The organism is Streptomyces eurythermus (assembly GCF_014649115.1).
GTDB lineage: Bacteria > Actinomycetota > Actinomycetes > Streptomycetales > Streptomycetaceae > Streptomyces > Streptomyces eurythermus.
Genome location: NZ_BMSK01000012.1, coordinates 282,172 through 303,761, shown reverse-complemented (window position 1 = coordinate 303,761; position 21,590 = coordinate 282,172). Strand labels below are relative to the sequence as shown.

The window sequence follows — 21,590 nt, the reverse complement described above, 5'->3', positions numbered from 1 at the left end:
GTACCGCGCGGCTGACTACGCTGGACGGACCAAGAACGAAACACGCACGTCAGCGAGGAGCAGCGCCGTGGCGGTACGAGCGGTCCGGGGAGCCGTCCAACTGGAACGGGACGACGCCGGTCACATGGCGGAGCAGGTCGGCGCGCTGCTCACCGCCGTCCTCGAACGCAACGGGCTGACCGCCGACGACCTGATCAGCATCTGGTTCACGGCCACCCCCGACCTGCACAGCGACTTCCCCGCCGTCGCCGCCCGCCGGCTCGGCCTCGTCGACGTCCCCCTGATCTGCGCCCAGGAACTCGACATCGAGGGCGCCATGCCCCGGGTCGTACGGATCCTCGCGCACATCGAGTCGGACCGGCCCCGCGCCGACATCACCCACGTCTACCTCGGCGCCGCCGCGGCCCTGCGCAAGGACATCGCCCAGTGAGAACCGCTCTCGTCATCGGAACCGGCCTGATCGGCACCTCCGCCGCCCTGGCCCTGGCCCGGCGCGGCGTCGCCGTCCACCTCGCCGACCACGACCCCGGACAGGCCCGCACGGCCGCCGCGCTCGGCGCCGGCACCGACGAGGCGCCCGACGGCCCGGTCGACCTGGCGATCGTCGCCGCCCCGCCCGCCCATGTCGCCAAGGTGCTCGCCGACGCCATGCGCCGCGGCCTGGCCCGCGGCTACCTGGACGTCGCCAGCGTCAAGGGCGGACCGCGCCGCGAACTCGAGGCGCTCGGCCTGGACCTCACCTCCTACCTCGGCACCCACCCGATGTCCGGCCGGGAGAAGTCCGGCCCGCTGGCCGCCACCGCCGACCTCTTCGAGGGCCGCCCCTGGGTGCTCACCCCCACCCGGGACACCGACACCGAGGTGCTGAACCTCGCCCTGGAACTGGTCTCGCACTGCCGGGCCGTCCCGGTCGTCATGGACGCCGACGCCCACGACCGCGCCGTGGCCCTCGTCTCCCACATGCCCCACCTGGTCTCCAGCATGGTCGCCGCGCGCCTGGAGCACGCCGAGGAGTCCGCCGTACGGCTGTGCGGGCAGGGCATCCGGGACGTGACCCGGATCGCCGCCTCCGACCCGCGCATGTGGATCGACATCCTGTCCGCCAACCCGGGCCCGGTCGCCGACCTGCTCTCCGAGGTCGCCGCCGACCTGACGGAGACGGTCCGGGCGCTGCGCGATCTGGAGTCCGCCGACGAGACCCGGCGCGGCGAGGGCAGCGCGGGCATCGAGAAGCTGCTGCGCCGCGGGAACGCCGGCCAGGTGCGGGTACCCGGCAAGCACGGGTCCGCGCCGCGGGCCTACGAGACCGTGGTCGTCCTCATCGACGACCAGCCCGGCCAGCTCGCCCGGATCTTCGCGGACGCCGGCCGGGCCGGGGTCAACATCGAGGACGTGCGCATCGAGCACGCCACCGGACAGCAGGCCGGTCTGGTACAGCTCATGGTCGAGCCGCAGGCCCAGGCGGCGCTGAGGGAGGCACTGCGGGAGCGGGGCTGGGCGCTGCGCCAGTAGCGCCCGCGCGGCGCGGCCCGCCCGCCGCACGGGGGTCGCGCGGTCCGGACGTCCGTGCGCCGCCGGGCCCCGCCGCCCGCGTACGTCCGGACGAGTGACCCGCACCCAGTAACCTTGTGCGGGGCGCTCTCGCTCCCCGCACCCCGCCCGCACCGCACCAGGAAGGTGTCCCCCCGTGGAAAACGGCGCCGCCCCGACCGCCAGGCCCGTGATCGTCGCGATCGACGGTCCCTCCGGCACGGGCAAGTCGAGCACGTCGAAGGCCGTCGCCGCGCAGCTCGGTCTCAGCTACCTGGACACCGGCGCCCAGTACCGGGCGATCACCTGGTGGATGGTGACCAACGGCATCGACCTGGAGGACCCGACCGCCATCGCCGCCGTCGCCGGCAAGCCGGAGATCGTCTCCGGCACCGACCCGGCCGCCCCGACCATCACGGTCGACGGCGTCGACGTGTCCGGCCCGATCCGCACCCAGGAGGTCACCTCCAAGGTCAGCGCGGTCAGCGCGGTGCCCGAGGTGCGCACCCGGATCACCGAGCTCCAGCGCTCGCTGGCCGCCGCCGCGGAGCACGGCATCGTCGTGGAGGGCCGGGACATCGGGACGACCGTCCTGCCGGACGCCGACCTCAAGATCTTCCTCACCGCCTCCCCGGAGGCCCGCGCGGCGCGCCGCAGCGGCGAGCTGAAGGGCGCCGACGTCCACGCCACCCGCGAGGCCCTGATCAAGCGGGACGCGGCCGACTCCAGCCGCAAGACCTCGCCGCTCGCCAAGGCCGACGACGCCGTCGAGGTGGACACCACCGAGCTGTCCCTCGCCCAGGTCATCGAGTGCGTCGTCACCCTGGTCGAGGAGAAGCGGGCCGGGAAGTGACGCTCGCGCCGGTGCCCTCGGAGCGGGGCGCGGAGGTCGGCCGCCGCATCGGCGTCGGGCTGATGTACGGCCTGTGGCGGCCGCGGGTGCTCGGCGCCTGGAAGGTGCCGGCCGGCGGCCCGGTCATTTTCGCCGTGAACCACTCCCACAACATCGACGGACCGATGGTGATGGGCGTGGCACCCCGCCCCACGCACTTCCTGATCAAGAAGGAGGCCTTCGTCGGCCCGCTGGACCCCTTCCTGACCGGCATCGGCCAGCTGAAGGTGGACCGCGCCACGGCCGACCGGGGCGCGATCTCCCAGGCCCTCGGCGTGCTGGCGGACGGGGGAGTGCTGGGCATCTTCCCGGAGGGCACCCGGGGCGAGGGCGACTTCGCCGCGCTGCGCGCCGGGCTCGCCTACTTCGCGGTCCGCAGCGGGGCGCCGATCGTCCCCGTGGCCGTCCTGGGAAGCGCCGAGCGTCCCGGCCGGTTGATAAAGGCACTGCCCCCGCTGCGCTCCCGCGTCGACGTGGTCTTCGGAGACCCCTTCGACGCGGGTGACGGCAGCGGCCGGCGGACGCGCGCGGCGCTGGACGCGGCGACCGAGCGGATCCGGAAACAGCTCACCAGCCACCTGGAAAACGCCAGGCGCCTGACCGGGCGCTAGGCGACACTTGAGTAGTGGATCAGCCCCCGAGGGCCGGTCCACCGATCACCACCAATGAACGACGAGGTACGGACTTCATGAACGACGACATCCAGCCCGACGGCTCGGCCGAGCACGAGTACGAGCACGGGGCTCTCGGCGACGCCGAGTACGCGGAGTTCATGGAGCTCGCCGCGGAAGAGGGCTTCGACATCGAGGACGTCGAGGGCGCCATCGAGGCGGCGGGCCACGGTCCGCTGCCCGTGCTCGCCGTCGTCGGCCGCCCCAATGTCGGCAAGTCGACTCTGGTGAACCGGATGATCGGCCGCCGCGAGGCGGTCGTGGAGGACCGGCCGGGCGTCACCCGCGACCGCGTCACCTACGAGGCCGAGTGGGCCGGGCGCCGCTTCAAGGTCGTCGACACCGGCGGCTGGGAGCAGGACGTCCTCGGCATCGACGCCTCCGTGGCGGCCCAGGCCGAGTACGCGATCGAGGCGGCCGACGCGGTCGTCTTCGTCGTGGACGCCAAGGTCGGCGCGACCGACACCGACGAGGCGGTCGTCCGGCTGCTGCGCAAGGCCGGCAAGCCGGTCGTGCTGTGCGCCAACAAGGTCGACGGCCCGAGCGGCGAGGCCGACGCCGCCTATCTGTGGAACCTCGGCCTCGGCGAGCCGCACCCGGTCTCGGCGCTGCACGGCCGCGGCACCGGCGACATGCTCGACGCCGTCCTGGAGGTGCTGCCGGACGCGCCCGAGCAGTCCTTCGGCACCGCGATCGGCGGCCCCCGCCGGATCGCCCTGATCGGCCGCCCGAACGTCGGCAAGTCCTCGCTGCTGAACAAGGTCGCCGGCGAGGAGCGCGTCGTCGTCAACGAGCTGGCGGGCACCACCCGCGACCCGGTGGACGAGATCATCGAACTCGGCGGCAAGACCTGGAAGTTCGTGGACACCGCCGGTATCCGCAAGCGGGTCCACCTCCAGCAGGGCGCCGACTACTACGCCTCCCTGCGCACGGCGGCCGCGGTGGAGAAGGCGGAGGTCGCGGTCATCCTGCTCGACGCCTCCGAGAACATCTCCGTCCAGGACCAGCGGATCGTCACCATGGCCGTCGAGGCGGGCCGCGCGATCGTCCTGGCCTTCAACAAGTGGGACACCCTCGACGAGGAGCGCCGCTACTACCTGGAGCGGGAGATCGAGACCGAGCTGGGCCAGGTCGCCTGGGCGCCCCGGGTGAACGTCTCGGCGCGCACCGGCCGGCACATGGAGAAGCTGGTCCCGGCGATCGAGACCGCCCTCGCGGGCTGGGAGACCCGGGTTCCCACCGGCCGTCTGAACGCCTTCCTCGGCGAGCTGGTCTCGGCCCACCCGCACCCGATCCGGGGCGGCAAGCAGCCGCGCATCCTGTTCGGCACCCAGGCCGGCACCAAGCCGCCGCGGTTCGTGCTGTTCGCCTCCGGCTTCATCGAGGCGGGCTACCGGCGCTTCATCGAGCGCCGGCTGCGCGAGGAGTTCGGCTTCGAGGGCACCCCGATCCACATCTCGGTGCGGGTGCGCGAGAAGCGCGGCGCGAAGAAGAAGTAACAGCGGTACGACACGACGGGCGGCCCCTGGTTCTCCAGGGGCCGCCCGTCGTGTGCGGGGGAGGTCACGCGCCGCGGCGCTGCCCCGGTGGCAGGGCGGCGGCCGGGACGTACGGCGCCCCGGAGTCCTGCTGCCGGCCGAGCGTGCCGACCCGCTGCCACTGCGACTGCTGCCGGGCGCTGTAGGCCCCCGCGCTGTAGGCGCTGTAGGAGCTGCTGAACGTCCCCGCCCGGTGGCCGCCGTATCTGCTGCTGCCGTCCGGGAAGTCCCCGAAGGCGCTGAACCTCAGCTCCTCCTCACCGCTGCGGTCCCCGGGCAGCGTGCGGAAGGTCTTGACCCACTCCGCGTAGAGCGTGTCGTAGATCGGCGTGGCCGACGGTCCACCGGAAGGCTCCTGCGCCGCCCGGGCGGGCGGCACGGAGGAGAAGGACCGACGGGGCGGTGTGTCGTATGCGTGCACGTATGTCCAAACGACCGGAGCCCCGAAGGGATGCGGTCGTACAACTCCCCAGGGAGCGGGGCCCGTCCGGCGGGCGGACCTCAGGTACCGGCGAGAGGCAGTGCCGCGGCGACCAGCTTCCCCTGCGCGGCGGCCCTGTCGAGGGCCTCCCGCAGCAGGTCCTCCCGCGGCTGCCGGCCGATGGACCCCACCGGAGCCGCGAACATCAGCACCTGCTGGTGCTTGTTGGCGGCGGCCCGCCAGCCGTCGGTCACCTGGAGCGGCTGGTGCGCCTGCCACCAGGCCACCGGCCGGCCGCCGTCGCCGCCCGGCTGGAGCACCGCGTGCAGCCGGCCCACGGCCAGCAGCACGGACCAGCCGTGCAGCACCTCGGGGACGGCGGTCAGCTCGGGCACCGGCGCGAAGCCCTGCTCGACGAGCAGCTGGAGGAATTCGTCGTCGGGCCCGTCCGTGCCCGGCCGGACGATCGCGGAGGTGGGCTCGACCACGAGCGCGGGGTGCAACTCGCCGTCGACCAGGATCAGTCCGCTGGTCACGCCGAGCACCGCCTGCTCGGGCACGGACCGCTGCGGCTCGCCGTCGGCCGGCGCGTCGTCGACGACGCCGATGGACCGGACGGCGCCCCGCAACTGCTCCTCCGTGACCTGTACGACCTGCGAGGGCAGGCAGCCGGCGTGGGCGAAGGCGAGGACGGCGGTCTCGTCGCCGACGAACAGTACGGTGCTGGTGCGCTCCTGCTCGGAGTCGCCCGGGGTGCGACAGGACGTGCAGTCGTAACTGCCCGGGGCGTTCTCTCCGGCGAGCAGCCGTTCGGCTTCTTCGTCGCCGATCTCGGCGCGTACGGCGTCACTGACGTCGAGCATGCGCGGCACGGGTGGCTCCCTCGGGATGCGGTGCTGGTGTCGGCCGGTTGGCTCCCGGCCGATGAGCCCCGGGGTTGCGGGCTCATGAAGAAGACAACGGGCGTCCTGTGGTGGGAGTCACGCCCCGGGGAGGACTGGTTCGCGCCTTGCCCCGCACGGGGTCACCTTGGGTGCGGAAGGCGACACACTCCGTCAAGTTCATGTATGACGAAGGCACTTGAAGAGGTGAGGTGGCTCACAGGCCGCCGGGGGAGGGTGGTGGGAATATCGGCAAATCGCCGCATGTAGTGGGTGGCCGGAAATCGCCGCTACCTCCGGTAACCGGCAACTGGCCTGGCACGACGGTGAGTTGGTTGATTCCGGCCGCCGGTCCTCCCTAGATTCCTCCGCCGTGTGCAACGAGCACCGCTCGGGTACGTCCGCCGGCCGGCGTCAGGCAGAGCACGATCGCCGACACCGGCCACGGCGGACGGGGCGGGCGCGAGGGACCCCGGTCGTGCGGGGTGCCGGCGCGTTCCGCCCGGGGGAGCCCGGGTCCGTGGAGAGGGAACCATATGTCCGAGTGTGCCGATACCACCCGCCACCCCGCCCGTTCCGAGGGCACCCGCAAGGGCCGCACCGCGGCCACTCTCGCGGGAGCCGCCCTGCTGGCCCCCCTGGGCCTGCTGGCCGCGACCGGCAACGCCGACGCGGCGGACAACGGTGTGTGGGACCGCATCGCCCGGTGCGAGAGCGGCGGCAACTGGCACATCAACACCGGCAACGGCTACTACGGCGGGCTCCAGTTCTCCGCCGGCACCTGGCGCGCGTACGGCGGCACCGCCTACGCCCCGACGGCCGACCAGGCCTCCAGAAGCGCGCAGATCGCCGTCGCCACCCGGGTCCAGCAGGCCCAGGGCTGGGGCGCCTGGCCGGTCTGCTCCGCCCGGGCCGGAGCCTCCGGCACGGCCCCCGCCACCGCCCGCACCGGCTCCGCGGGCACGGCGGCGCACAGCGGCGGCGCGACGACGAAGTCCGCCCCCGCCAGGCCCGCCCCCACCCGGTCCGCCCCGGCGAAGGCGCCGGAGCGCCCGGCGGCCGGCACCGGCCGCAGCGCCTCCCGCGGTGACTACACGGTCCGCGAGGGCGACACCCTGAGCACCATCGCCGCCCGGCACGGAACCACCTGGCAGCGGGTCTACGCCGCCAACCGGGCCGTCATCGGCGACGACCCCGACGTGATCGTGCCCGGTCAGCGCCTCTCGCTCTGAGCGCCGGACACGGTGAGACGTACGGCCGCCGCCCCAGCCGGGGCAGGCGGCCGTCCGCGTCCGGCGCCCGGCCTCACGAGGACCGTGCCTGATGCCCCTTCGGCTCCGGCTGCGGGGCCTGGCCCGCGTACTCCGGGTGGTGCAGGTCGAAGGCGGGGGACTCGCTGCGGACGCGGGGCAGGGTGACGAAGTTGTGCCGGGGCGGCGGGCAGGAGGTCGCCCACTCCAGCGAGCGGCCGTAGCCCCAGGGGTCGTCGGTGTCGACCTTCTCGCCGCGCGTGGCGGTCTTCCAGACGTTGTACAGGAACGGCAGCGTGGACAGGCCGAGCAGGAAGGAGCCGATCGATGAGACCGTGTTCAGCGCGGTGAAGCCGTCGGACGCCAGATAGTCGGCGTACCGGCGGGGCATGCCCTCGGCGCCCAGCCAGTGCTGCACCAGGAAGGTGGTGTGGAAGCCGGTGAAGAGCGTCCAGAACTGGATCTTCCCGAGCCGCTCGTCCAGCATCCTGCCGGTGAACTTCGGCCACCAGAAGAAGAAGCCGCCGAAGACCGCGAAGACGACCGTGCCGAAGACGACGTAGTGGAAGTGGGCGACGACGAAGTACGAGTCCGTGACGTGGAAGTCCAGCGGCGGCGAGGCCAGGATCACCCCCGTCAGACCGCCGAGCAGGAACGTCACCAGAAAGCCCGTCGCCCACAGCATCGGCGTCTCGAAGGACAGCGAGCCCTTGATCATCGTGCCGGTCCAGTTGAAGAACTTCACGCCCGTCGGCACCGCGATCAGGAACGACATCAGCGAGAAGTACGGCAGCAGCACCGCGCCGGTGGCGAACATGTGGTGCGCCCACACCACCATCGACAGCCCGGTGATCGCCATCGTGGCGCCGACCAGCGTCAGATAGCCGAAGACCGGCTTGCGGCTGAACACCGGGATGATCTCCGTGATGATCCCGAAGAACGGCAGCGCGATGATGTAGACCTCGGGGTGCCCGAAGAACCAGAACAGGTGCTGCCACAGCAGCGCCCCGCCGTTCGCCGCCTGGAACACCTGCGAGCCGAACCGCCGGTCCGACTCCAGCACCAGCAGCGCCGCCGCCAGCACCGGGAACGCCATCAGGATCAGGATCGACGTGAACAGCGTGTTCCACGTGAAGATCGGCATCCGGAACATCGTCATGCCCGGCGCCCGCATCCCGATGATCGTGGCGGTGAAGTTGACCGCGCCCAGGATCGTCCCGAAACCGGACAGCGCCAGGCCCATGATCCACAGGTCCGGGCCGACGCCGGGGGAGTGGTGGGCGTCGTTGAGCGGGGCGTAGGCGAACCAGCCGAAGGCGGCCGGCCCGTCCGGCACCACCAGCGAGCCCAGCACGATCAGCCCGCCGAACGCGAACAGCCAGTACGACAGCATGTTCAGCCGGGGGAAGGCCACGTCCGGGGCGCCGATCTGCAACGGCATCAGCTCGTTGGCGAAGCCCGCGAAGCTCGGGGTGGCGAACAGCAGCAGCATGATCGTGCCGTGCAGCGTGAACAGCTGGTTGAACTGGTTGTTGTCCATCAGCTGAAGCCCCGGCCGGGCGAGTTCGGCGCGCATCAGCAGGGCCATCACCCCGCCGGCCAGGAAGAAGCCGAACGCCGTGATCAGATACAGATGACCGATCTTCTTGTGGTCGGTGGTGGAGAGCCAGTCCACCACCACCCGGCCGGCCCGGTGGCGTCCCGCCGCACGTGCCGTCACCCCTGCGGTCTCGGTCCCCATCGCTCGCCCCTTCGCATCGTCGCGCCCCGGCCCGCCCGCCGGTCGTCCCCGGCCCACGGGCGGGTACCCGCGAGCGGACGCCGAGGCCCGCCGGGCCGTGCGCCGGGGCGGGGCGCGGCCGGCGGTCGCGCCGGATCCGTGAATTTCCCATATGGCGTCAGATGCCGTGGTACCGCACCGGATTGCGCGGGGAATCGCGCCCGGGTCCGCCCCGATCCCCACTGCGGCACTTTCCGCCGGGGAATTCGAAGGCACCGTCCGACACGCGTGAATTCTGTTCGATTACCCCGGTAAGCCGAACGGAAACCCCCCACACGTGTGACGGACTTCGGACAAAACCCGGGCCCGGAAGCCGTGACGGAGATGTGACCGGGGGCGGCCGCTTCTCCTGCCCGGCCGGACCCGGCTAGCGTGGCCGTATGGCACCGATTCCCACTCCGCCAGCGGAGCCCCAGGACAATCCGGACGGGTACGTCGGCCTGGACGCCGCCCACGCCGAACGGCTCGCCCGGCGGCGCGGCTGGACCACGGTACGGTCGCTGCCGCCGGGTGCGATCATCACCATGGAGTACCGGACCGGACGGCTGAATTTCGAGGTACGGGACGGCCGGGTGAGCCGGGCCTGGAGGGGGTGACCCGGCGCCGGTACGGCGAAGGCCCCGCTCCCGTCGCGGGAGCGGGGCCTTCGCCGTGGGCGCGGGGGAGGTGGTGCGTACCGGACCCCGTCGCCCGACTCTCCGTCAGCCGCCCGTCAGGGGGCGGGCAGGCTGGCTCGCGCCGCGCGGCAGGCGGTCGGCGCCCGGCGGGCGCCGGCTGCCCGCCGGGGTGACCGGGGTACGCTCCGACCGGGTGGTGTGCGGCCCCGGTGCCAGGTGCGCGAGGCCCCGGGAGGCGCGGGTCGGGGAGACCGGTTCGCGGGCCGGGGCCGGCTGCTCCGCCGGGGTGCCGAGCGGCCGGAGCGCGAGCGGCGTGACCGGGACGGCCGGCTCGGGCCGGCCGCGGCGGGCGCGCCAGCGGTCGCGCAGGTCGAACAGCCACAGTTCGGCCCTGGCGATCAGCGGCTCGAACCAGGGCAGGGCGAGCAGGATCAGCAGGCCGGCGGCCCAGCCCAGCAGCACGTCGCTCAGCCAGTGCGTACCGAGGTAGACGGTGGTGAGGCCGACGCCGAGCGAGGTGACCGCGGAGAGGGCCGACAGCCAGCGGCGCGCTCTCGGGGTGGAGGCCAGATAGGCCAGGATGCCCCAGGTGACGACCGCGTTGGCGGTGTGGCCGCTGGGAAATATATCGCCGCCCAGGCCCATCTCGTTCGAGCCGATCGTGGTGGCGTAGTGCGGGCCGAGCCGTCCCATGCCGATCTTGGCGGCGCCGACGGTGGCGTTCAGCAGCAGCAGCGAGGTGGCGAGGGTGAGCAGCGGGCGCAGGGTGTGCTGCCGCCAGGAGCGCCAGCCGAGCCAGGCCGCGACCATCACGGCGGTGGGGCCGCGCTGGCCCAGCACCACGTAGTAGTCGAGGAACGCGTGGATCTCCGGCCACTGCTGGTACGGCCGGAAGAACATGACCTGCCAGTCCAGCCGGACGAGCCAGGAGGTGGTCACGACGGCCCACACGATCGCCAGGTAGAAGGCCAGGGTCGCGGAGAACAGCACGACCCGGTGCCGGCTCATCCGCGGCATATCGATGTGGGCCGGTCGTTCCGGCTCCCGGTCCAGTCTGGCGAACACCCGGTCCAGACGCCGGGTGAGGTTTCGTTCGGTACGCACCCAATCGACGTTACAGCGAGTGAGCGGTGTTCCCGGTCGAAACTGCGGCTTTGTGATGACGATGTGATGTGGGAAACCTCTCAAGGGCGGCCAGAATTCCCGCGATTCCGCAATCCGGGGAGTCCGATCGGGCCAATTCCTTTGATCACGCCGGGTGTTGTTTATATGGCGCTTATGAATGCGTTAACCCGGTCCTGGTGTGGAATTCTCCCGGACGTCATCGGGCCGTCGGAGTGGATCACGGCGGCCCGGAGCCGTTCAGCCAGAACGCCCCGTAGACCGCCGCGACGCCCGCCAGACCGGCCGTGACCAGGGCCGCGACCGGGGTGCGCCGCCGGGCCAGGGCGCGGGCGAGCGGCAGCAGCAGGGGGAAGGCGGGCATCAGCAGCCGTGGCTTGGAACCGAAGTAGCTCGACGCGCACAGGGCGAGGGCGAGGACGACGCCCGTGTAGACCAGCAGCGCGGCCGGCTGGCGCCGGCGCACACAGGTGACGTACAGCCAGATCAGCAGGGCCACGCCGGCGATCAGGCCGAGGCCGGCGAGGGCGGACGGAAAGGACGTGAACCGGGCGGCCACGAAGCGGGCGAAGGCGTAGCCGCCGTCGAAGCCGTTGCGCCATCCGGCCTGGACGTCCAGATAGCCGAGCGGGCCCGCGCCGGTGCGCCGGCCGACCCACAGGACGTACCCGGCGGCCCCGAGCGGGGCGAGCAGCATGCCGAGCGCGCGACGCCGGGCGGGGGCGCCGGGCGCGGACGAGCCGACCTGCGTGTCGGCCGGCGCGTCGGGGTGGTGGCCGTCGGGGCCGTGTGCGCCGGGGGCGCGTGTGCGGGGGTGCGCGCCCGGCGCGTGCCGCGTGCCGCGCTCTCGCACGAACGAGATCACGCCCGCCGTCCACACCGCGGCGACCACCGCCATCCCCACCGGCCGGGTCAGCCCCGCCAGGGCCGCGAGCACACCCGCGCCCACCCACCGCCCGGTCAGCACCGCGTAGAGGGACCAGGCCGCCAGCGCCGTGAACAGCGACTCGCTGTACGCCATCGACTGCACGATCCCGACCGGCAGCACCGCCCACAGCAGCACCGCGCACAAGCCGGTCCGGGGGCCGTACAGCCGGTCCGCCACGGCGAAGATCCCGGCCGCGGCGACGAGCGAGGCCAGCAGGCTCACCACGAACCCGGCGTCCGCGTACGACAGCGGGGCGACGGCGTGCAGCAGCCGCTCCAGCCAGGGCAGCAGCGGGAAGAACGCCAGGTTGGAGTGGACGTCCCCGTTCGGCAGCCGCACCTCGTAGCCGTAGCCCAGGTCGGCGACCCGCGTGTACCACAGCGAGTCCCAGCGCGCGGTCAGCAGCGTGTAGGCGCTCTTGCCGCGCGCCGCGCTCCACGCCGCCAGCACCGCCAGCCCCAGGGCGCGGACCGCCGCGTAGCCCAGCAGGGCCGGGACCGCCCGGCGCAGGAGAGGGGCGCGGGCCGGGACCACGCGCGTTTCAAGATCGCTCACGGGCTCGATTATCGACCGCGCCGCGCACCGGACCGGTCGCCGGGTCACGGTCAAGGGGCGGTGACGTGCGGTACGCCACACGGGTTGCCTCACGCGTGTGAGAGGTCCGCCACGTGACGGCGGGGCCGGCTCGCGTACGCTGACGAGTCACTCGCGTGGGTTCGCGCGGGCCGGAGAAACCGCTCGCTCCGGCCGTACGACGGTCAGTCCCCACCCCGTCGGTCCGCCCCGCGCGAGGGATCATCTGGGAGGTACGTACATGTCCGGGACGACCACGGCTGCCGTAGGGCGGCATCGTCGGGCGGCCGGGGCCGGTGCCGACCGGTGGGTCGTCCTCGTCGTCCTGTGCGTGAGCCTGCTGCTCGTCGCCCTCGACGCCACCGTGCTGCACGTCGCGGTCCCCGCCGTCACCGAGGACCTCCGGCCCGGCGCCGTGGAACTGCTGTGGATCGTCGACGTCTATCCGCTGGTCTGCGCCTCGCTGCTGATCCTCTTCGGCACTCTGGGGGACCGGGTCGGCCGCAGACGGGTGCTGCTGCTCGGCTACGGCCTCTTCGGCGTCGCCTCCGCTCTGGCCGCGTTCGCCTGGAGCGCGCCGATGCTCGTCCTCGCCCGTGCGCTGCTCGGCGCCGGCGGCGCGATGATCATGCCGGCGACCCTGTCGATCCTCCGGCAGGTCTTCCCCGACCGGCGCGAGCGGGCCCTCGCCATCGGCGTCTGGAGCGCGGTGGCGGCGGTCGGCGCGGCGGTCGGACCGCTGCTCGGCGGGTTCCTGCTGGAGCACTTCTGGTGGGGTTCGGTCTTCCTCGTCAACATCCCGTTGATGCTGGTCAGTCTTCCGGTGGGCCGGATGCTGCTGCCGGAGTCGCGGGGCACGGACGGCGGCCCCTGGGACGTGACCGGCGCGCTGCTCGCGGCGGGCGGGCTCTTCGGCGCCGTCCTCGGGGTGAAGCGGCTCGGCGGCGGGGAGGCGGTGGCGAGCCCGGTCACCGTGCTGCCCCTGCTGGCCGGCGCGGCCCTCCTCTTCCTCTTCGTACGGCGCCAGCGGCGGCACCCGCATCCGCTGGTCGAGCTGCGGATGTTCGCCAGGCCCGCGTTCGGCACCTCGGTGGGCTGCATCGTGCTGGCCATGCTCGCGCTGGTCGGCCTGGAGCTGGTCGCCGCGCAGTACCTGCAACTGGTGCTCGGACTGTCCCCGCTGCAGACCGGCCTGCGGCTGCTGCCGCTGACCGTCGCGGCGATGGCGGCGGGCCTGGCGGGCGCCCGCGTGCTGCGCCGCTTCGGGCCGCGCCGGATGGTGTGCGCCGGGTTCTGCCTGACGGCCGCCGCGGTGCTGACCCTGACCGCGATGGGCGGCGCCGACGACCCGCCGCTGCTGCTGGCCGGGTTCGTGCTGCTGGGCTTCGGCCTGGAGACCACCCTCTTCGGCGCCTACGAGTCGATGCTCAGCGAGGCCCCGGCCGGCCAGGCCGGCGGCGCGGCGGCGATCGGCGAGACCTCGTACCAGCTCGGCGCGGGGATCGGCATCGCGCTGCTGGGCAGCGTCATGAACGCGGCCTACGCCCCGGGGCTCCGCTCGGTGCCCGGCGTGCCCCGGCCCGCGGCGGACGCGGCGGGCCACTCGCTCGGCGAGGCCTACGAGGTGGCCGGGCGGCTCGGCGGGGGCACCGGGGCGGCGCTGCGCCGGGCGGCGCGCGACTCCTTCGTGCACGGGCTGCATGTGACGCTGCTGGTGAGCGCGGGGCTGTTGCTGCTGGGCGCGGTGCTGGCGCTGCGGCTGCCGTGGGTCATGCAGTGCGGCGAGGAACCGGACGGCGCGGAGGTGGACCTCCCGGCACCCCGGGAGGCGGAACCGACCCCCGGCAAACCCCGCGTCACCGCCTGACCCCGGCTCCGCGGGGAGACGCGGGAGACGGTGCCGGTCCGCTCGGTCATGCGGGAGACGGTGTCGCCTCCCCGGGGGGCGCCGGACTCGTGCGGATCCGCCTGGAGGGGTGGGAGACGGTGCCGGTCCGCTCGGTCATGCGGGGGATGGTGCCGATCCTCTCGGGGGCGCCGGACTCGTGCGGATCCGCCTGGAGGGGTGGGAGACGGTGCCGGTCCGCTCGGTCATGCGGGGGATGGTGCCGATCCTCTCGGGCGCGCCGGACTCGCGCGGATCCGCCTGGAGGGGTGGGCGATGGTGGCGGTGCGCTCGGTCATGCGGGAGACGGTGCCGCCCCCCGGGCGCGCCGGACTCGCGCCGATCCGCCCGGAGGCGCCGGAAACCGCACTGATCCTCTCGGGCGCGTGGGGAGATCGCGTCGATCCGCCTGGACGTGCGGGAGCCTGTGCCCGTCCGTCCGCCCCTCCGCCCGCCCGTCCGCCCGTCCGCGCGGGAGACCGTACCGATCCGTTCGGACGCGCGGCCACCGCGCCGATCCGCCTGGGGCGCGGGCGCACCGGAAACCGCACCGATCCGGCTGAGGCACGGGCCACCGTGCCGGCCCGCTCGGCAAGCGCGCGCGACACCGTGCCGGTCCGCTCGGCAAGCGCGCGCGACACCGTGCCGGTCCGCTCTGGACGTAGGGGACGCTCCGCCGTAACGTCGGCCGGAGAGCTGTAACTAGCGCTGCTAGTTTTGTCGCGTTTCCGTCCCGGAGGGTGCCCCATGTCCGCGTCCGCGAAGCTGCCCCCGTTCGATGCCGCCGACCCGCTCGGCATCGACGATCTGCTGGAACCGGAGGACCTGGCGATCCGGGACACGGTCCGCGACTGGGCGGCCGACCGCGTCCTGCCGTACGTCGCCGACTGGTACGAGAAGGGCGAGCTGCCCGGCATCCGGGACCTCGCCCGCGAACTGGGCGCGCTCGGCGCCCTCGGCATGTCGCTCACCGGGTACGGCTGCGCGGGGGCCAGCGCCGTGCAGTACGGCCTGGCCTGCCTGGAGCTGGAGGCGGCCGACTCGGGCATCCGGTCGCTGGTCTCCGTGCAGGGCTCCCTGGCGATGTACGCCATCCACCGGTTCGGCAGCGAGGAGCAGAAGCGGCAGTGGCTGCCGCGCATGGCGGCCGGCGAGGTGATCGGCTGCTTCGGGCTGACCGAGCCCGACCACGGCTCCGACCCCGCCTCGATGCGCACCCACGCCAAGCGCGACGGCGACGACTGGGTCCTCAGCGGCCGCAAGATGTGGATCACCAACGGCTCGGTCGCCGGGGTGGCCGTGGTCTGGGCGCAGACCGAGGAGGGCATCCGCGGCTTCGTCGTGCCCACCGACAGCCCCGGCTTCTCGGCGCCGGAGATCAAGCACAAGTGGTCCCTGCGCGCCTCCGTCACCAGCGAACTGGTCCTGGACGGCGTACGGCTGCCCGGCAGCGCCGTGCTGCCGGAGGTGACCGGGCTGCGCGGACCGCTCAGCTGTCTCTCGCACGCCCGCTACGGCATCGTGTGGGGCGCGATGGGCGCCGCGCGCAGCAGTTTCGAGGCGGCCCTGGACTACGCGAGGTCACGGGAGCAGTTCGGGCGGCCCATCGGCGGCTTCCAGCTCACCCAGGCCAAGCTCGCCGACATGGCCGTGGAGCTGCACAAGGGGATTCTGCTCGCCCACCATCTGGGGCGGCGGATGGACGCCGGGCGGCTGCGTCCGGAACAGGTCAGCTTCGGGAAACTCAACAACGTCCGCGAGGCCATCGAGATCTGCCGTACGGCGCGGACGATCCTCGGTGCCAACGGGATCTCCCTGGAGTACCCGGTGATGCGGCACGCGACCAATCTGGAGTCGGTGCTCACCTACGAGGGCACCGTCGAGATGCACCAGCTGGTGCTGGGCAAGGCGCTCACCGGGCTGGACGCCTTCCGGTGAGCCCCCTGGCAGGGCGGGGCCGGTGAGCGGCCCTGCCTCAGCTCTGGTTGAAGAAGCCGTCGGAGCGGTGCGCGGACGCCTCGCCGCTGATGATCTCCGTGTCGGCCGGGGTGAGCAGGAACACGCGGTTGGACACGCGGTCGATCGAGCCCCGCAGCCCGAAGATGAGCCCGGCCGCGAAGTCCACGACCCGCTTGGCGTCGCCGGGCTCCATGTTGGTGAGGTTCATGATGACCGGGACTCCGTCCCGGAACAGCTCGCCGATGGCGCGGGCGTCCCGGAAGCTGTCCGGGGTCACCGTGCCGATCCGGCGGCCCTTCTCCTCGGCGGTGTCCGTGGCCACCCGCACGCGCGGGTCGGTGACCCAGGCGTCCCCGGACTCGGTGCCCTCGGAGTAGTCGTCGTCGTAGTAGCGCTCGTCATCGTTGTCGTCGACGAGGCCGAGCCATGCACTCGCCTTGCGTACCGATCCCATGGACGCCTCCTCTCACAGCGGTCTTTCTTGCTTTCCGCATCCCTATGGTCATCCATGATGCGGACGGCGCGCCAAGTGGATAGACGCCGCGCGGGGGGTTTGTGACGGTACTGGTGCACAGCCGATCCGTCGAGAGTCCTTGTGCCCCAAGGGTCCTGAGTCATACCGCTGCTGACTGAGAGTGAAATATGATTGTTCTCGGCGGACGGGTGAGAAGAGGTGCGTCCGGGTGATCCTGACAGGCGCTCAGACGGGCCCCGGCGGTCGCCGGGGCCCGTCTGGCCGTCAGTTCCTCTGTGGGATCGCGCTGTTCAGTTGCTCTGTTCCGGCGGGCTGATACGGGACTCCTTGATCGCCGAGCCGGTCGTCCCCCACTTCTTGAGAATCCGCTCGTAGGAGCCGTCGGAGAGCAGCTTGTTGACGGCCGCCTGGAAGGCCGGCGCCAGCTTCGAGCCCTTCTTGAAGGCGAAGCCGACGTCCAGGCGGTGGTACTCGTTGAGGAACTTCAGGCCCCCCTGATGGGCGACGGCGTAGCGCAGGCCGTTGATCGTGGACATCACCACATCGCTGCGGCCCTGCTGGAGCGAGGACCACACCGCGCTCGGCTCGCCGTACGTCTGCACCCGGTACTCCTTCTTGCCCGCGTCGGAGCACACGTGCTTGCTCCGCTCCAGCGTGGCCTCGAAGGTGGTGCCGGCGCCCGTCGCCACGTTCAGGCCGCACAGCTGCTTCAGGTCGGTGATCTTCGTCAGCTCGCTGTCCTTGCGGGCGGCGAAGCCCTGCCCGTCGTTGACGTAGGTGACGAAGTCCACGCTCTTGCGGCGCTCGTCGGTGACGCCGAAGTTGCTGGCGCCGAAGTCGTACTTGCCGCTGTCCAGGGCGGGCAGGATCGCGTCGAAGCTCGCCTGCTCCACCTTCAGCTTGATGCCGAGCACCCGGGCCACCGCCTGGGTGAAGTCGACGTCCTGGCCGGTCAGGGTCTTTCCGTCGCCCAGGTAGGCGGTGCCGGGCGGGGTGCCGCCGACGCTGACCGCGACGGTCAGGTTCGTGGTGCCGGCGGGCAGCAGCCTCGCCGCGGCCGGGTCCTTCCGGATGGCGGAGACGACGTCGGTGGTGGGTATCCCGGCGTTCTTGGCCGCCACTCCCGAGGCGTCCGTGCCGTCCGCGCCGCCGGAGCCCGAACCGCAGGCGGTGAGCAGCAGGGCGGCCGATGTGATGGCGGTAAAGGGCATGACATACCGAAAAATGGGCGTACGCATCGGTCAGCGGTCTCCTGGGAGCAGACGGGTATGCGAAAAACGCGAGGGGAGGGGGGCGCGTGTGAAGGCGGGGGAAGCAAGAGAACGCGAGGAGGCCCGCCGGACCGGCGGGCGCGCGCAGGGGGTCAGCTCAACAGGAACAGGACCACACGCGACCGAAGTCGATGTGGGAGCGGGTGACCAGCCACTGCTGTGGATGCATGGGCCAAGTGGAACAGGCATCCGGTTCCGCGTCAACTGACTTGAGATGTACGGCTCACAGTATGGACAACCTTGACAGCGGACCGAAACGGCCCCGTACTCTCGGCATACGGCCCTGCTGAGGGGCTCGGCCGTGATCGCGCCGCGCGGCGCGCCCGTGTGAAGGCATCACCTTCGTTCCGACGATTCACGCGTCACGGAGCCTTCGCATGTCATCCGACACCCTCGCCCAGACCCCCGCCACGGCCAAGACACCCGAACCCGCCGACGCCCCGCGGATCGTCCCGCGCCGCCGCTTCGGCCAGTGGGCGGCGGCCGTCGCCGTCCTCGTGCTGCTCGGGTTCGCCGTCAACTCCGTCCTGAGCAACAAGGCGTTCCAATGGGACGTCGTCGCCGAGTACTTCACCTCCGACGCCATCCTGCGCGGACTGTGGCTCACCCTGTGGCTGACCGCCGTGGTGATGACCCTCGGCTTCGCCCTCGGCACCCTGCTCGCCGCGTTCCGGCTGTCCGCCAACCCCGTGCTGCGGGCGGTCGCCTGGGGCTACGTATGGCTGTTCCGGTCCATCCCGATCCTGGTGCAGCTGCTGCTGTGGTTCAACATCGGGGCGCTGTACCCGCAGGTCTTCGGCGTGAAGACCGTCAACCTGCTCAGCCCGGTCGCCGTCGCGATCGTCGGCCTCACCCTGCACGAGGCCGCCTACGCCGCCGAGGTCGTGCGCGGCGGCATCCTCTCCGTCGACCGCGGACAGATCGAGGCCGCCCAGGCGCTCGGCCTGAGCCCCGGCCGGCGCTGGTGGCGGATCGTGCTGCCGCAGGCGATGCGCTCCATCGTGCCGCCCGCCGCCAACATGCTGATCGGCACCCTCAAGGGCACCTCGATCGTCAGCATCATCGCCGTCAACGACCTGCTGTTCTCCGCCCAGTTGGTCTACCACCGCACCTACCAGGTGATCCCGCTGCTGATGGTCGCCACCCTCTGGTACGCCGTGGTCACCTCGCTGCTCGGCATCGGCCAGTACTACGTCGAGAAACGCTACGCGCGCGGCACGGAGCGGACCCGATGAGGCAGCAGCTGGTGATCGTCGGGGCCGGGCCGCGGGGGACCGGCGTCCTCGAACGCCTCGCCGCCAACGCGCCCGCCCTGTACGCGGGCGAGGGCCTGGACATCCACCTGGTCGACCCCCACCCGCCGGGCGGCGGACGCATATGGCGCCAGGAACAGTCCCCGCTGCTGTGGATGAACTCGCACGCCGAGGACGTCACCATGTTCACCGACGACACGGTGGCCATGGACGGCCCGGTACGCCCCGGCCCCACCCTGCACGAGTGGGCCGGGCTCGACGGCCGCGTCTTCCCCGACCGGCGGGTCCAGGGCCGCTATCTGCGCTGGGTCTACGACCGGGCCAGGGCCGCCCTGCCGCCGAACGTCACCGTCCACCACCACCCCCGGCGCGCCCTCAGGATCAGCGGGCCCCGCGACGGCCGCCAGCAGGTGTGGCTCGACGGCCGCCCGGAACCGCTCCCGGCCGACCTGGTGATCCTCGCCCTCGGCCACCTGGACGCCGAACTCGACGACGAGCAGGCCGCGCTGGCCGCCTACGCCCGCGAGCACGGCCTGGTGCACCTGCCGCCCGACTTCACCGCCGACAGCGACCTGTCCGCGCTGCGGCCCGGCGAACCCGTCCTCGTCCGCGGCTTCGGACTGGCCTTCGTCGACCTGATGGTGCTGCTCACCGAGGGCCGCGGCGGACGGTACGAGGGGGAGACGTATCTGCCCTCGGGGCGGGAGCCGGTGCTCTACGTCGGCTCCCGGCGCGGAGTGCCGTACCACTCCAAGATCGGCTACGACCTCGCCGGCGACCGGCCGCCGCTGCCCCGCTTCCTCGGCCCCGCCGAGGTGGACGCCCTGCTGGCCCGCCCCGGCGGCCCGGACTTCCGGCGCGATGTGTGGCCGCTGGTCGAGAAGGAGCTGGGCTTCGCCCACTACCACCGGCTGTTCACCGCCCACCCCGGGCGTACGGCCATGGCCTGGCGGGACTTCGAGGAGAAGTACGCGGCGGCCGACGGCCCCGACGGGCTGCGGGCACTGGTCGCCGCCGCCGTGCCCGACCCCGCCGATCGGCTCGACCTGGCCGCGCTCGACCACCCGTTGGACGGCGTGCGGTACGCCTCGCACGACGCCTTCCAGAACGGGCTGCGGGACTACATCGAGGCGGACCTGCGCCGCCGTCACGACCCCGCCCACAGCCCCGACCTGGCCGTCTTCCTCGGGCTGCTCTCCGTCTACGGGCAACTGGTGCGGCTCGGCGACATCGGGCCCTGGTGGCACGGGTTCTTCAGCTACCTGGCGTCCGGGCCGCCCGGACCCCGGCTGCGGCAGATGCTCGCGCTGTCCCGGGCCGGGCTGCTCCGGTTCGTCGGGGCCGGCATGACCGTCACCGCCGAGGACGGGGTGTTCCGGGCCGCCAGCCCCACCGTGCCGGGCTTCGCCGTCACCGCCCGGGCCCTGGTGGAGGCCCGGCTGCCCGAGCCCGCCGTCGGCCGGACCCGTGACGGCCTGCTGCGCGCGCTGCGCGCCGACGGCGCCGCCGAGACCCCCGAAGGACTGCTCCGGGTCGACCCCGGCGACGGCCGGATCCTGGACACCGCCGGGCGCCCGCACCCCCGGCGGTTCGCGCTCGGCCCGTACACCGACGTCCGCGCCCCCGGCGCGTTCACCCGGCCGCGCACCGGCGGCCCCGCGTTCCGGCAGAACGACGCGACCGCCCGGGCGGTGCTGTTCTTCCTCAATTCACCGGCGGCCCCCGAAGCGGCCCCACAAGCAAAGGAACTCGCGCGATGAGCGTCATGGTCGACATCCGGTCGGTGTACAAGAGCTTCGGCTCGCTCGACGTGCTCAAGGGCATCGACCTGAAGGTGCGCACCGGTGAGGTCACCGTCGTGCTCGGCCCCTCCGGCTCGGGCAAGTCCACCCTGCTGCGCACCATCAACCACCTGGAGAAGGTGGACCGGGGTGAGATCAGCGTGGACGGCGCGCTGATGGGCTACCGGCGCTCCGGGAACAAGCTGCACGAACTGCCCGAGCGCGAGGTGCTGCGGCAGCGCACCCGGATCGGGTTCGTCTTCCAGAACTTCAACCTCTTCCCCCACCTCACCGTCCTGGAGAACGTCACCGAGGCGCCGGTGTCCGCGCTGAAGCGGCCCCGGAAGGCGGCGGAGGAGACCGCGCACCGGCTGCTGGAGCGGGTCGGGCTCGCGGACAAGGCCGGCGCCTATCCACGCCAGCTGTCCGGCGGGCAGCAGCAGCGGGTGGCCATCGCGCGGGCGCTCGCGCTGGAGCCGAGACTGCTGCTGTTCGACGAGCCGACGTCCGCGCTCGACCCCGAGCTGGTGGGGGAGGTGCTGGACGTCATCCGGGACCTGGCGGCACAGGGCACCACGATGATCGTCGTCACCCACGAGATCGCCTTCGCCCGCGAGGTCGCCGACACGGTGGTGTTCATGGCCGACGGCCGGATCGTGGAACAGGGAACCCCGGAGCAGGTGCTGGGCGCGCCGCGCGAGGAGCGGACCCGGACGTTCCTGGCGAAGGTGCTGTGAGGGTGGAACGGCACGTGACGGGGAGG

Annotated in this window: 19 protein-coding genes; 12 read left to right on the top strand and 7 right to left on the bottom strand. The window is 72.6% G+C overall.

Features of this window, described 5'->3' with window-relative positions; all coding sequences use genetic code 11:
- The first annotated feature begins 67 nt into the window (after positions 1-67).
- The 5 genes from aroH (at position 68) to der (ending at position 4,592) form a co-directional block, all read left to right on the top strand.
- Entirely contained in the window at positions 68-430 is a 363-nt protein-coding gene (aroH, locus tag IE251_RS24110; protein WP_189755081.1) for a chorismate mutase, read from the top strand.
- On the top strand, positions 427-1,512 hold the full coding sequence (locus tag IE251_RS24105; protein WP_189755080.1) for a prephenate dehydrogenase: 1,086 nt from the start codon (positions 427-429) through the stop codon (positions 1,510-1,512). The genes aroH and IE251_RS24105 overlap by 4 nt, the downstream gene beginning before the upstream one ends.
- Before the next feature lie 175 nt (positions 1,513-1,687).
- Positions 1,688-2,383, top strand: coding sequence for a (d)CMP kinase (gene cmk, locus IE251_RS24100; RefSeq protein ID WP_189755079.1), 696 nt, complete (start codon positions 1,688-1,690; stop codon positions 2,381-2,383).
- Between the two features lie 62 nt (positions 2,384-2,445).
- On the top strand, positions 2,446-3,033 hold the full coding sequence (locus tag IE251_RS24095; protein ID WP_234471144.1) for a lysophospholipid acyltransferase family protein: 588 nt from the start codon (positions 2,446-2,448) through the stop codon (positions 3,031-3,033).
- A gap of 77 nt (positions 3,034-3,110) precedes the next feature.
- Positions 3,111-4,592 carry a ribosome biogenesis GTPase Der gene (gene der / locus IE251_RS24090; RefSeq protein WP_030790563.1) on the top strand — a complete coding sequence of 494 codons (1,482 nt, stop codon included), beginning with the start codon at positions 3,111-3,113 and terminating at the stop codon, positions 4,590-4,592.
- Between the two features lie 64 nt (positions 4,593-4,656).
- On the opposite strand, the gene IE251_RS24085 is transcribed toward der, so the two are convergent.
- Entirely contained in the window at positions 4,657-5,052 is a 396-nt protein-coding gene (locus tag IE251_RS24085) for a hypothetical protein (protein WP_189755077.1), read from the bottom strand.
- Positions 5,053-5,132: 80 nt separating this feature from the next.
- Positions 5,133-5,924 (bottom strand): DUF8842 C-terminal domain-containing protein, encoded by a 792-nt coding sequence (locus tag IE251_RS24080; protein ID WP_189755076.1) that lies wholly within the window; start codon positions 5,922-5,924, stop codon positions 5,133-5,135.
- Between the two features lie 545 nt (positions 5,925-6,469).
- Between IE251_RS24080 and IE251_RS24075 the strand changes: the two genes are divergently transcribed.
- Complete coding sequence (locus IE251_RS24075) at positions 6,470-7,165, top strand: transglycosylase family protein (protein WP_189755075.1); 696 nt, start codon at positions 6,470-6,472, stop codon at positions 7,163-7,165.
- A 73-nt stretch (positions 7,166-7,238) separates the two neighbouring features.
- Here IE251_RS24075 and ctaD read toward each other — a convergent pair whose 3' ends face one another.
- Entirely contained in the window at positions 7,239-8,924 is a 1,686-nt protein-coding gene (gene ctaD / locus IE251_RS24070) for an aa3-type cytochrome oxidase subunit I (protein ID WP_189755074.1), read from the bottom strand.
- Between the two features lie 419 nt (positions 8,925-9,343).
- Between ctaD and IE251_RS24065 the strand changes: the two genes are divergently transcribed.
- On the top strand, positions 9,344-9,559 hold the full coding sequence (locus tag IE251_RS24065) for an I78 family peptidase inhibitor (RefSeq protein ID WP_189755073.1): 216 nt from the start codon (positions 9,344-9,346) through the stop codon (positions 9,557-9,559).
- A 105-nt stretch (positions 9,560-9,664) separates the two neighbouring features.
- On the opposite strand, the gene IE251_RS24060 is transcribed toward IE251_RS24065, so the two are convergent.
- Entirely contained in the window at positions 9,665-10,684 is a 1,020-nt protein-coding gene (locus tag IE251_RS24060; RefSeq protein ID WP_189755072.1) for a phosphatase PAP2 family protein, read from the bottom strand.
- A 238-nt stretch (positions 10,685-10,922) separates the two neighbouring features.
- Positions 10,923-12,185, bottom strand: a complete 1,263-nt coding sequence (locus tag IE251_RS24055; RefSeq protein ID WP_189755071.1) for a glycosyltransferase family 39 protein — start codon at positions 12,183-12,185, stop codon at positions 10,923-10,925.
- A 259-nt stretch (positions 12,186-12,444) separates the two neighbouring features.
- On the opposite strand from IE251_RS24055, the gene IE251_RS24050 reads away from it, so the two are divergent.
- Together IE251_RS24050 and IE251_RS24045 are read left to right on the top strand one after the other, a co-directional pair.
- Positions 12,445-14,070, top strand: a complete 1,626-nt coding sequence (locus IE251_RS24050; RefSeq protein ID WP_189755070.1) for an MFS transporter — start codon at positions 12,445-12,447, stop codon at positions 14,068-14,070.
- Between the two features lie 765 nt (positions 14,071-14,835).
- Entirely contained in the window at positions 14,836-16,026 is a 1,191-nt protein-coding gene (locus IE251_RS24045) for an acyl-CoA dehydrogenase family protein (protein ID WP_189755069.1), read from the top strand.
- Between the two features lie 37 nt (positions 16,027-16,063).
- Here the strand turns inward: IE251_RS24045 and IE251_RS24040 are convergent, their stop codons facing one another.
- Together IE251_RS24040 and IE251_RS24035 are read right to left on the bottom strand one after the other, a co-directional pair.
- Positions 16,064-16,501 carry a cell division protein SepF gene (locus IE251_RS24040; protein ID WP_030790534.1) on the bottom strand — a complete coding sequence of 146 codons (438 nt, stop codon included), beginning with the start codon at positions 16,499-16,501 and terminating at the stop codon, positions 16,064-16,066.
- Between the two features lie 311 nt (positions 16,502-16,812).
- Positions 16,813-17,733 (bottom strand): ABC transporter substrate-binding protein, encoded by a 921-nt coding sequence (locus IE251_RS24035; protein WP_189755068.1) that lies wholly within the window; start codon positions 17,731-17,733, stop codon positions 16,813-16,815.
- A gap of 437 nt (positions 17,734-18,170) precedes the next feature.
- Here IE251_RS24035 and IE251_RS24030 point away from each other — a divergent pair, with 437 nt between their 5' ends.
- From IE251_RS24030 to IE251_RS24020, 3 genes are read left to right on the top strand one after another with little or no spacing between them, the layout of a single operon-like run.
- The gene (locus IE251_RS24030; RefSeq protein WP_189755067.1) at positions 18,171-19,028 is read left to right on the top strand and encodes an amino acid ABC transporter permease; all 858 of its coding nucleotides are present in this window, start codon (positions 18,171-18,173) and stop codon (positions 19,026-19,028) included.
- Positions 19,025-20,806, top strand: a complete 1,782-nt coding sequence (locus IE251_RS24025) for an FAD/NAD(P)-binding protein (protein ID WP_189755066.1) — start codon at positions 19,025-19,027, stop codon at positions 20,804-20,806. The genes IE251_RS24030 and IE251_RS24025 overlap by 4 nt, the downstream gene beginning before the upstream one ends.
- Positions 20,803-21,564 carry an amino acid ABC transporter ATP-binding protein gene (locus tag IE251_RS24020; RefSeq protein ID WP_307784876.1) on the top strand — a complete coding sequence of 254 codons (762 nt, stop codon included), beginning with the start codon at positions 20,803-20,805 and terminating at the stop codon, positions 21,562-21,564. The genes IE251_RS24025 and IE251_RS24020 overlap by 4 nt, the downstream gene beginning before the upstream one ends.
- Positions 21,565-21,590 lie beyond the last annotated feature (26 nt).

What these genes read in the sequence shown, in the direction of transcription:
- IE251_RS24095 (WP_234471144.1), top strand. Translation starts at nt 2,446, where the DNA reads ATGTACGGCCTGTGGCGGCCGCGGGTGCTCGGCGCCTGGAAGGTGCCG.
- der (WP_030790563.1), top strand. Translation starts at nt 3,111, where the DNA reads ATGAACGACGACATCCAGCCCGACGGCTCGGCCGAGCACGAGTACGAG.
- IE251_RS24075 (WP_189755075.1), top strand. Translation starts at nt 6,470, where the DNA reads ATGTCCGAGTGTGCCGATACCACCCGCCACCCCGCCCGTTCCGAGGGC.
- ctaD (WP_189755074.1), bottom strand. Translation starts at nt 8,924, where the DNA reads ATGGGGACCGAGACCGCAGGGGTGACGGCACGTGCGGCGGGACGCCAC.
- IE251_RS24065 (WP_189755073.1), top strand. Translation starts at nt 9,344, where the DNA reads ATGGCACCGATTCCCACTCCGCCAGCGGAGCCCCAGGACAATCCGGAC.
- IE251_RS24050 (WP_189755070.1), top strand. Translation starts at nt 12,445, where the DNA reads ATGTCCGGGACGACCACGGCTGCCGTAGGGCGGCATCGTCGGGCGGCC.
- IE251_RS24045 (WP_189755069.1), top strand. Translation starts at nt 14,836, where the DNA reads ATGTCCGCGTCCGCGAAGCTGCCCCCGTTCGATGCCGCCGACCCGCTC.
- IE251_RS24040 (WP_030790534.1), bottom strand. Translation starts at nt 16,501, where the DNA reads ATGGGATCGGTACGCAAGGCGAGTGCATGGCTCGGCCTCGTCGACGAC.
- IE251_RS24035 (WP_189755068.1), bottom strand. Translation starts at nt 17,733, where the DNA reads ATGCCCTTTACCGCCATCACATCGGCCGCCCTGCTGCTCACCGCCTGC.
- IE251_RS24030 (WP_189755067.1), top strand. Translation starts at nt 18,171, where the DNA reads ATGTCATCCGACACCCTCGCCCAGACCCCCGCCACGGCCAAGACACCC.
- IE251_RS24025 (WP_189755066.1), top strand. Translation starts at nt 19,025, where the DNA reads ATGAGGCAGCAGCTGGTGATCGTCGGGGCCGGGCCGCGGGGGACCGGC.
- IE251_RS24020 (WP_307784876.1), top strand. Translation starts at nt 20,803, where the DNA reads ATGAGCGTCATGGTCGACATCCGGTCGGTGTACAAGAGCTTCGGCTCG.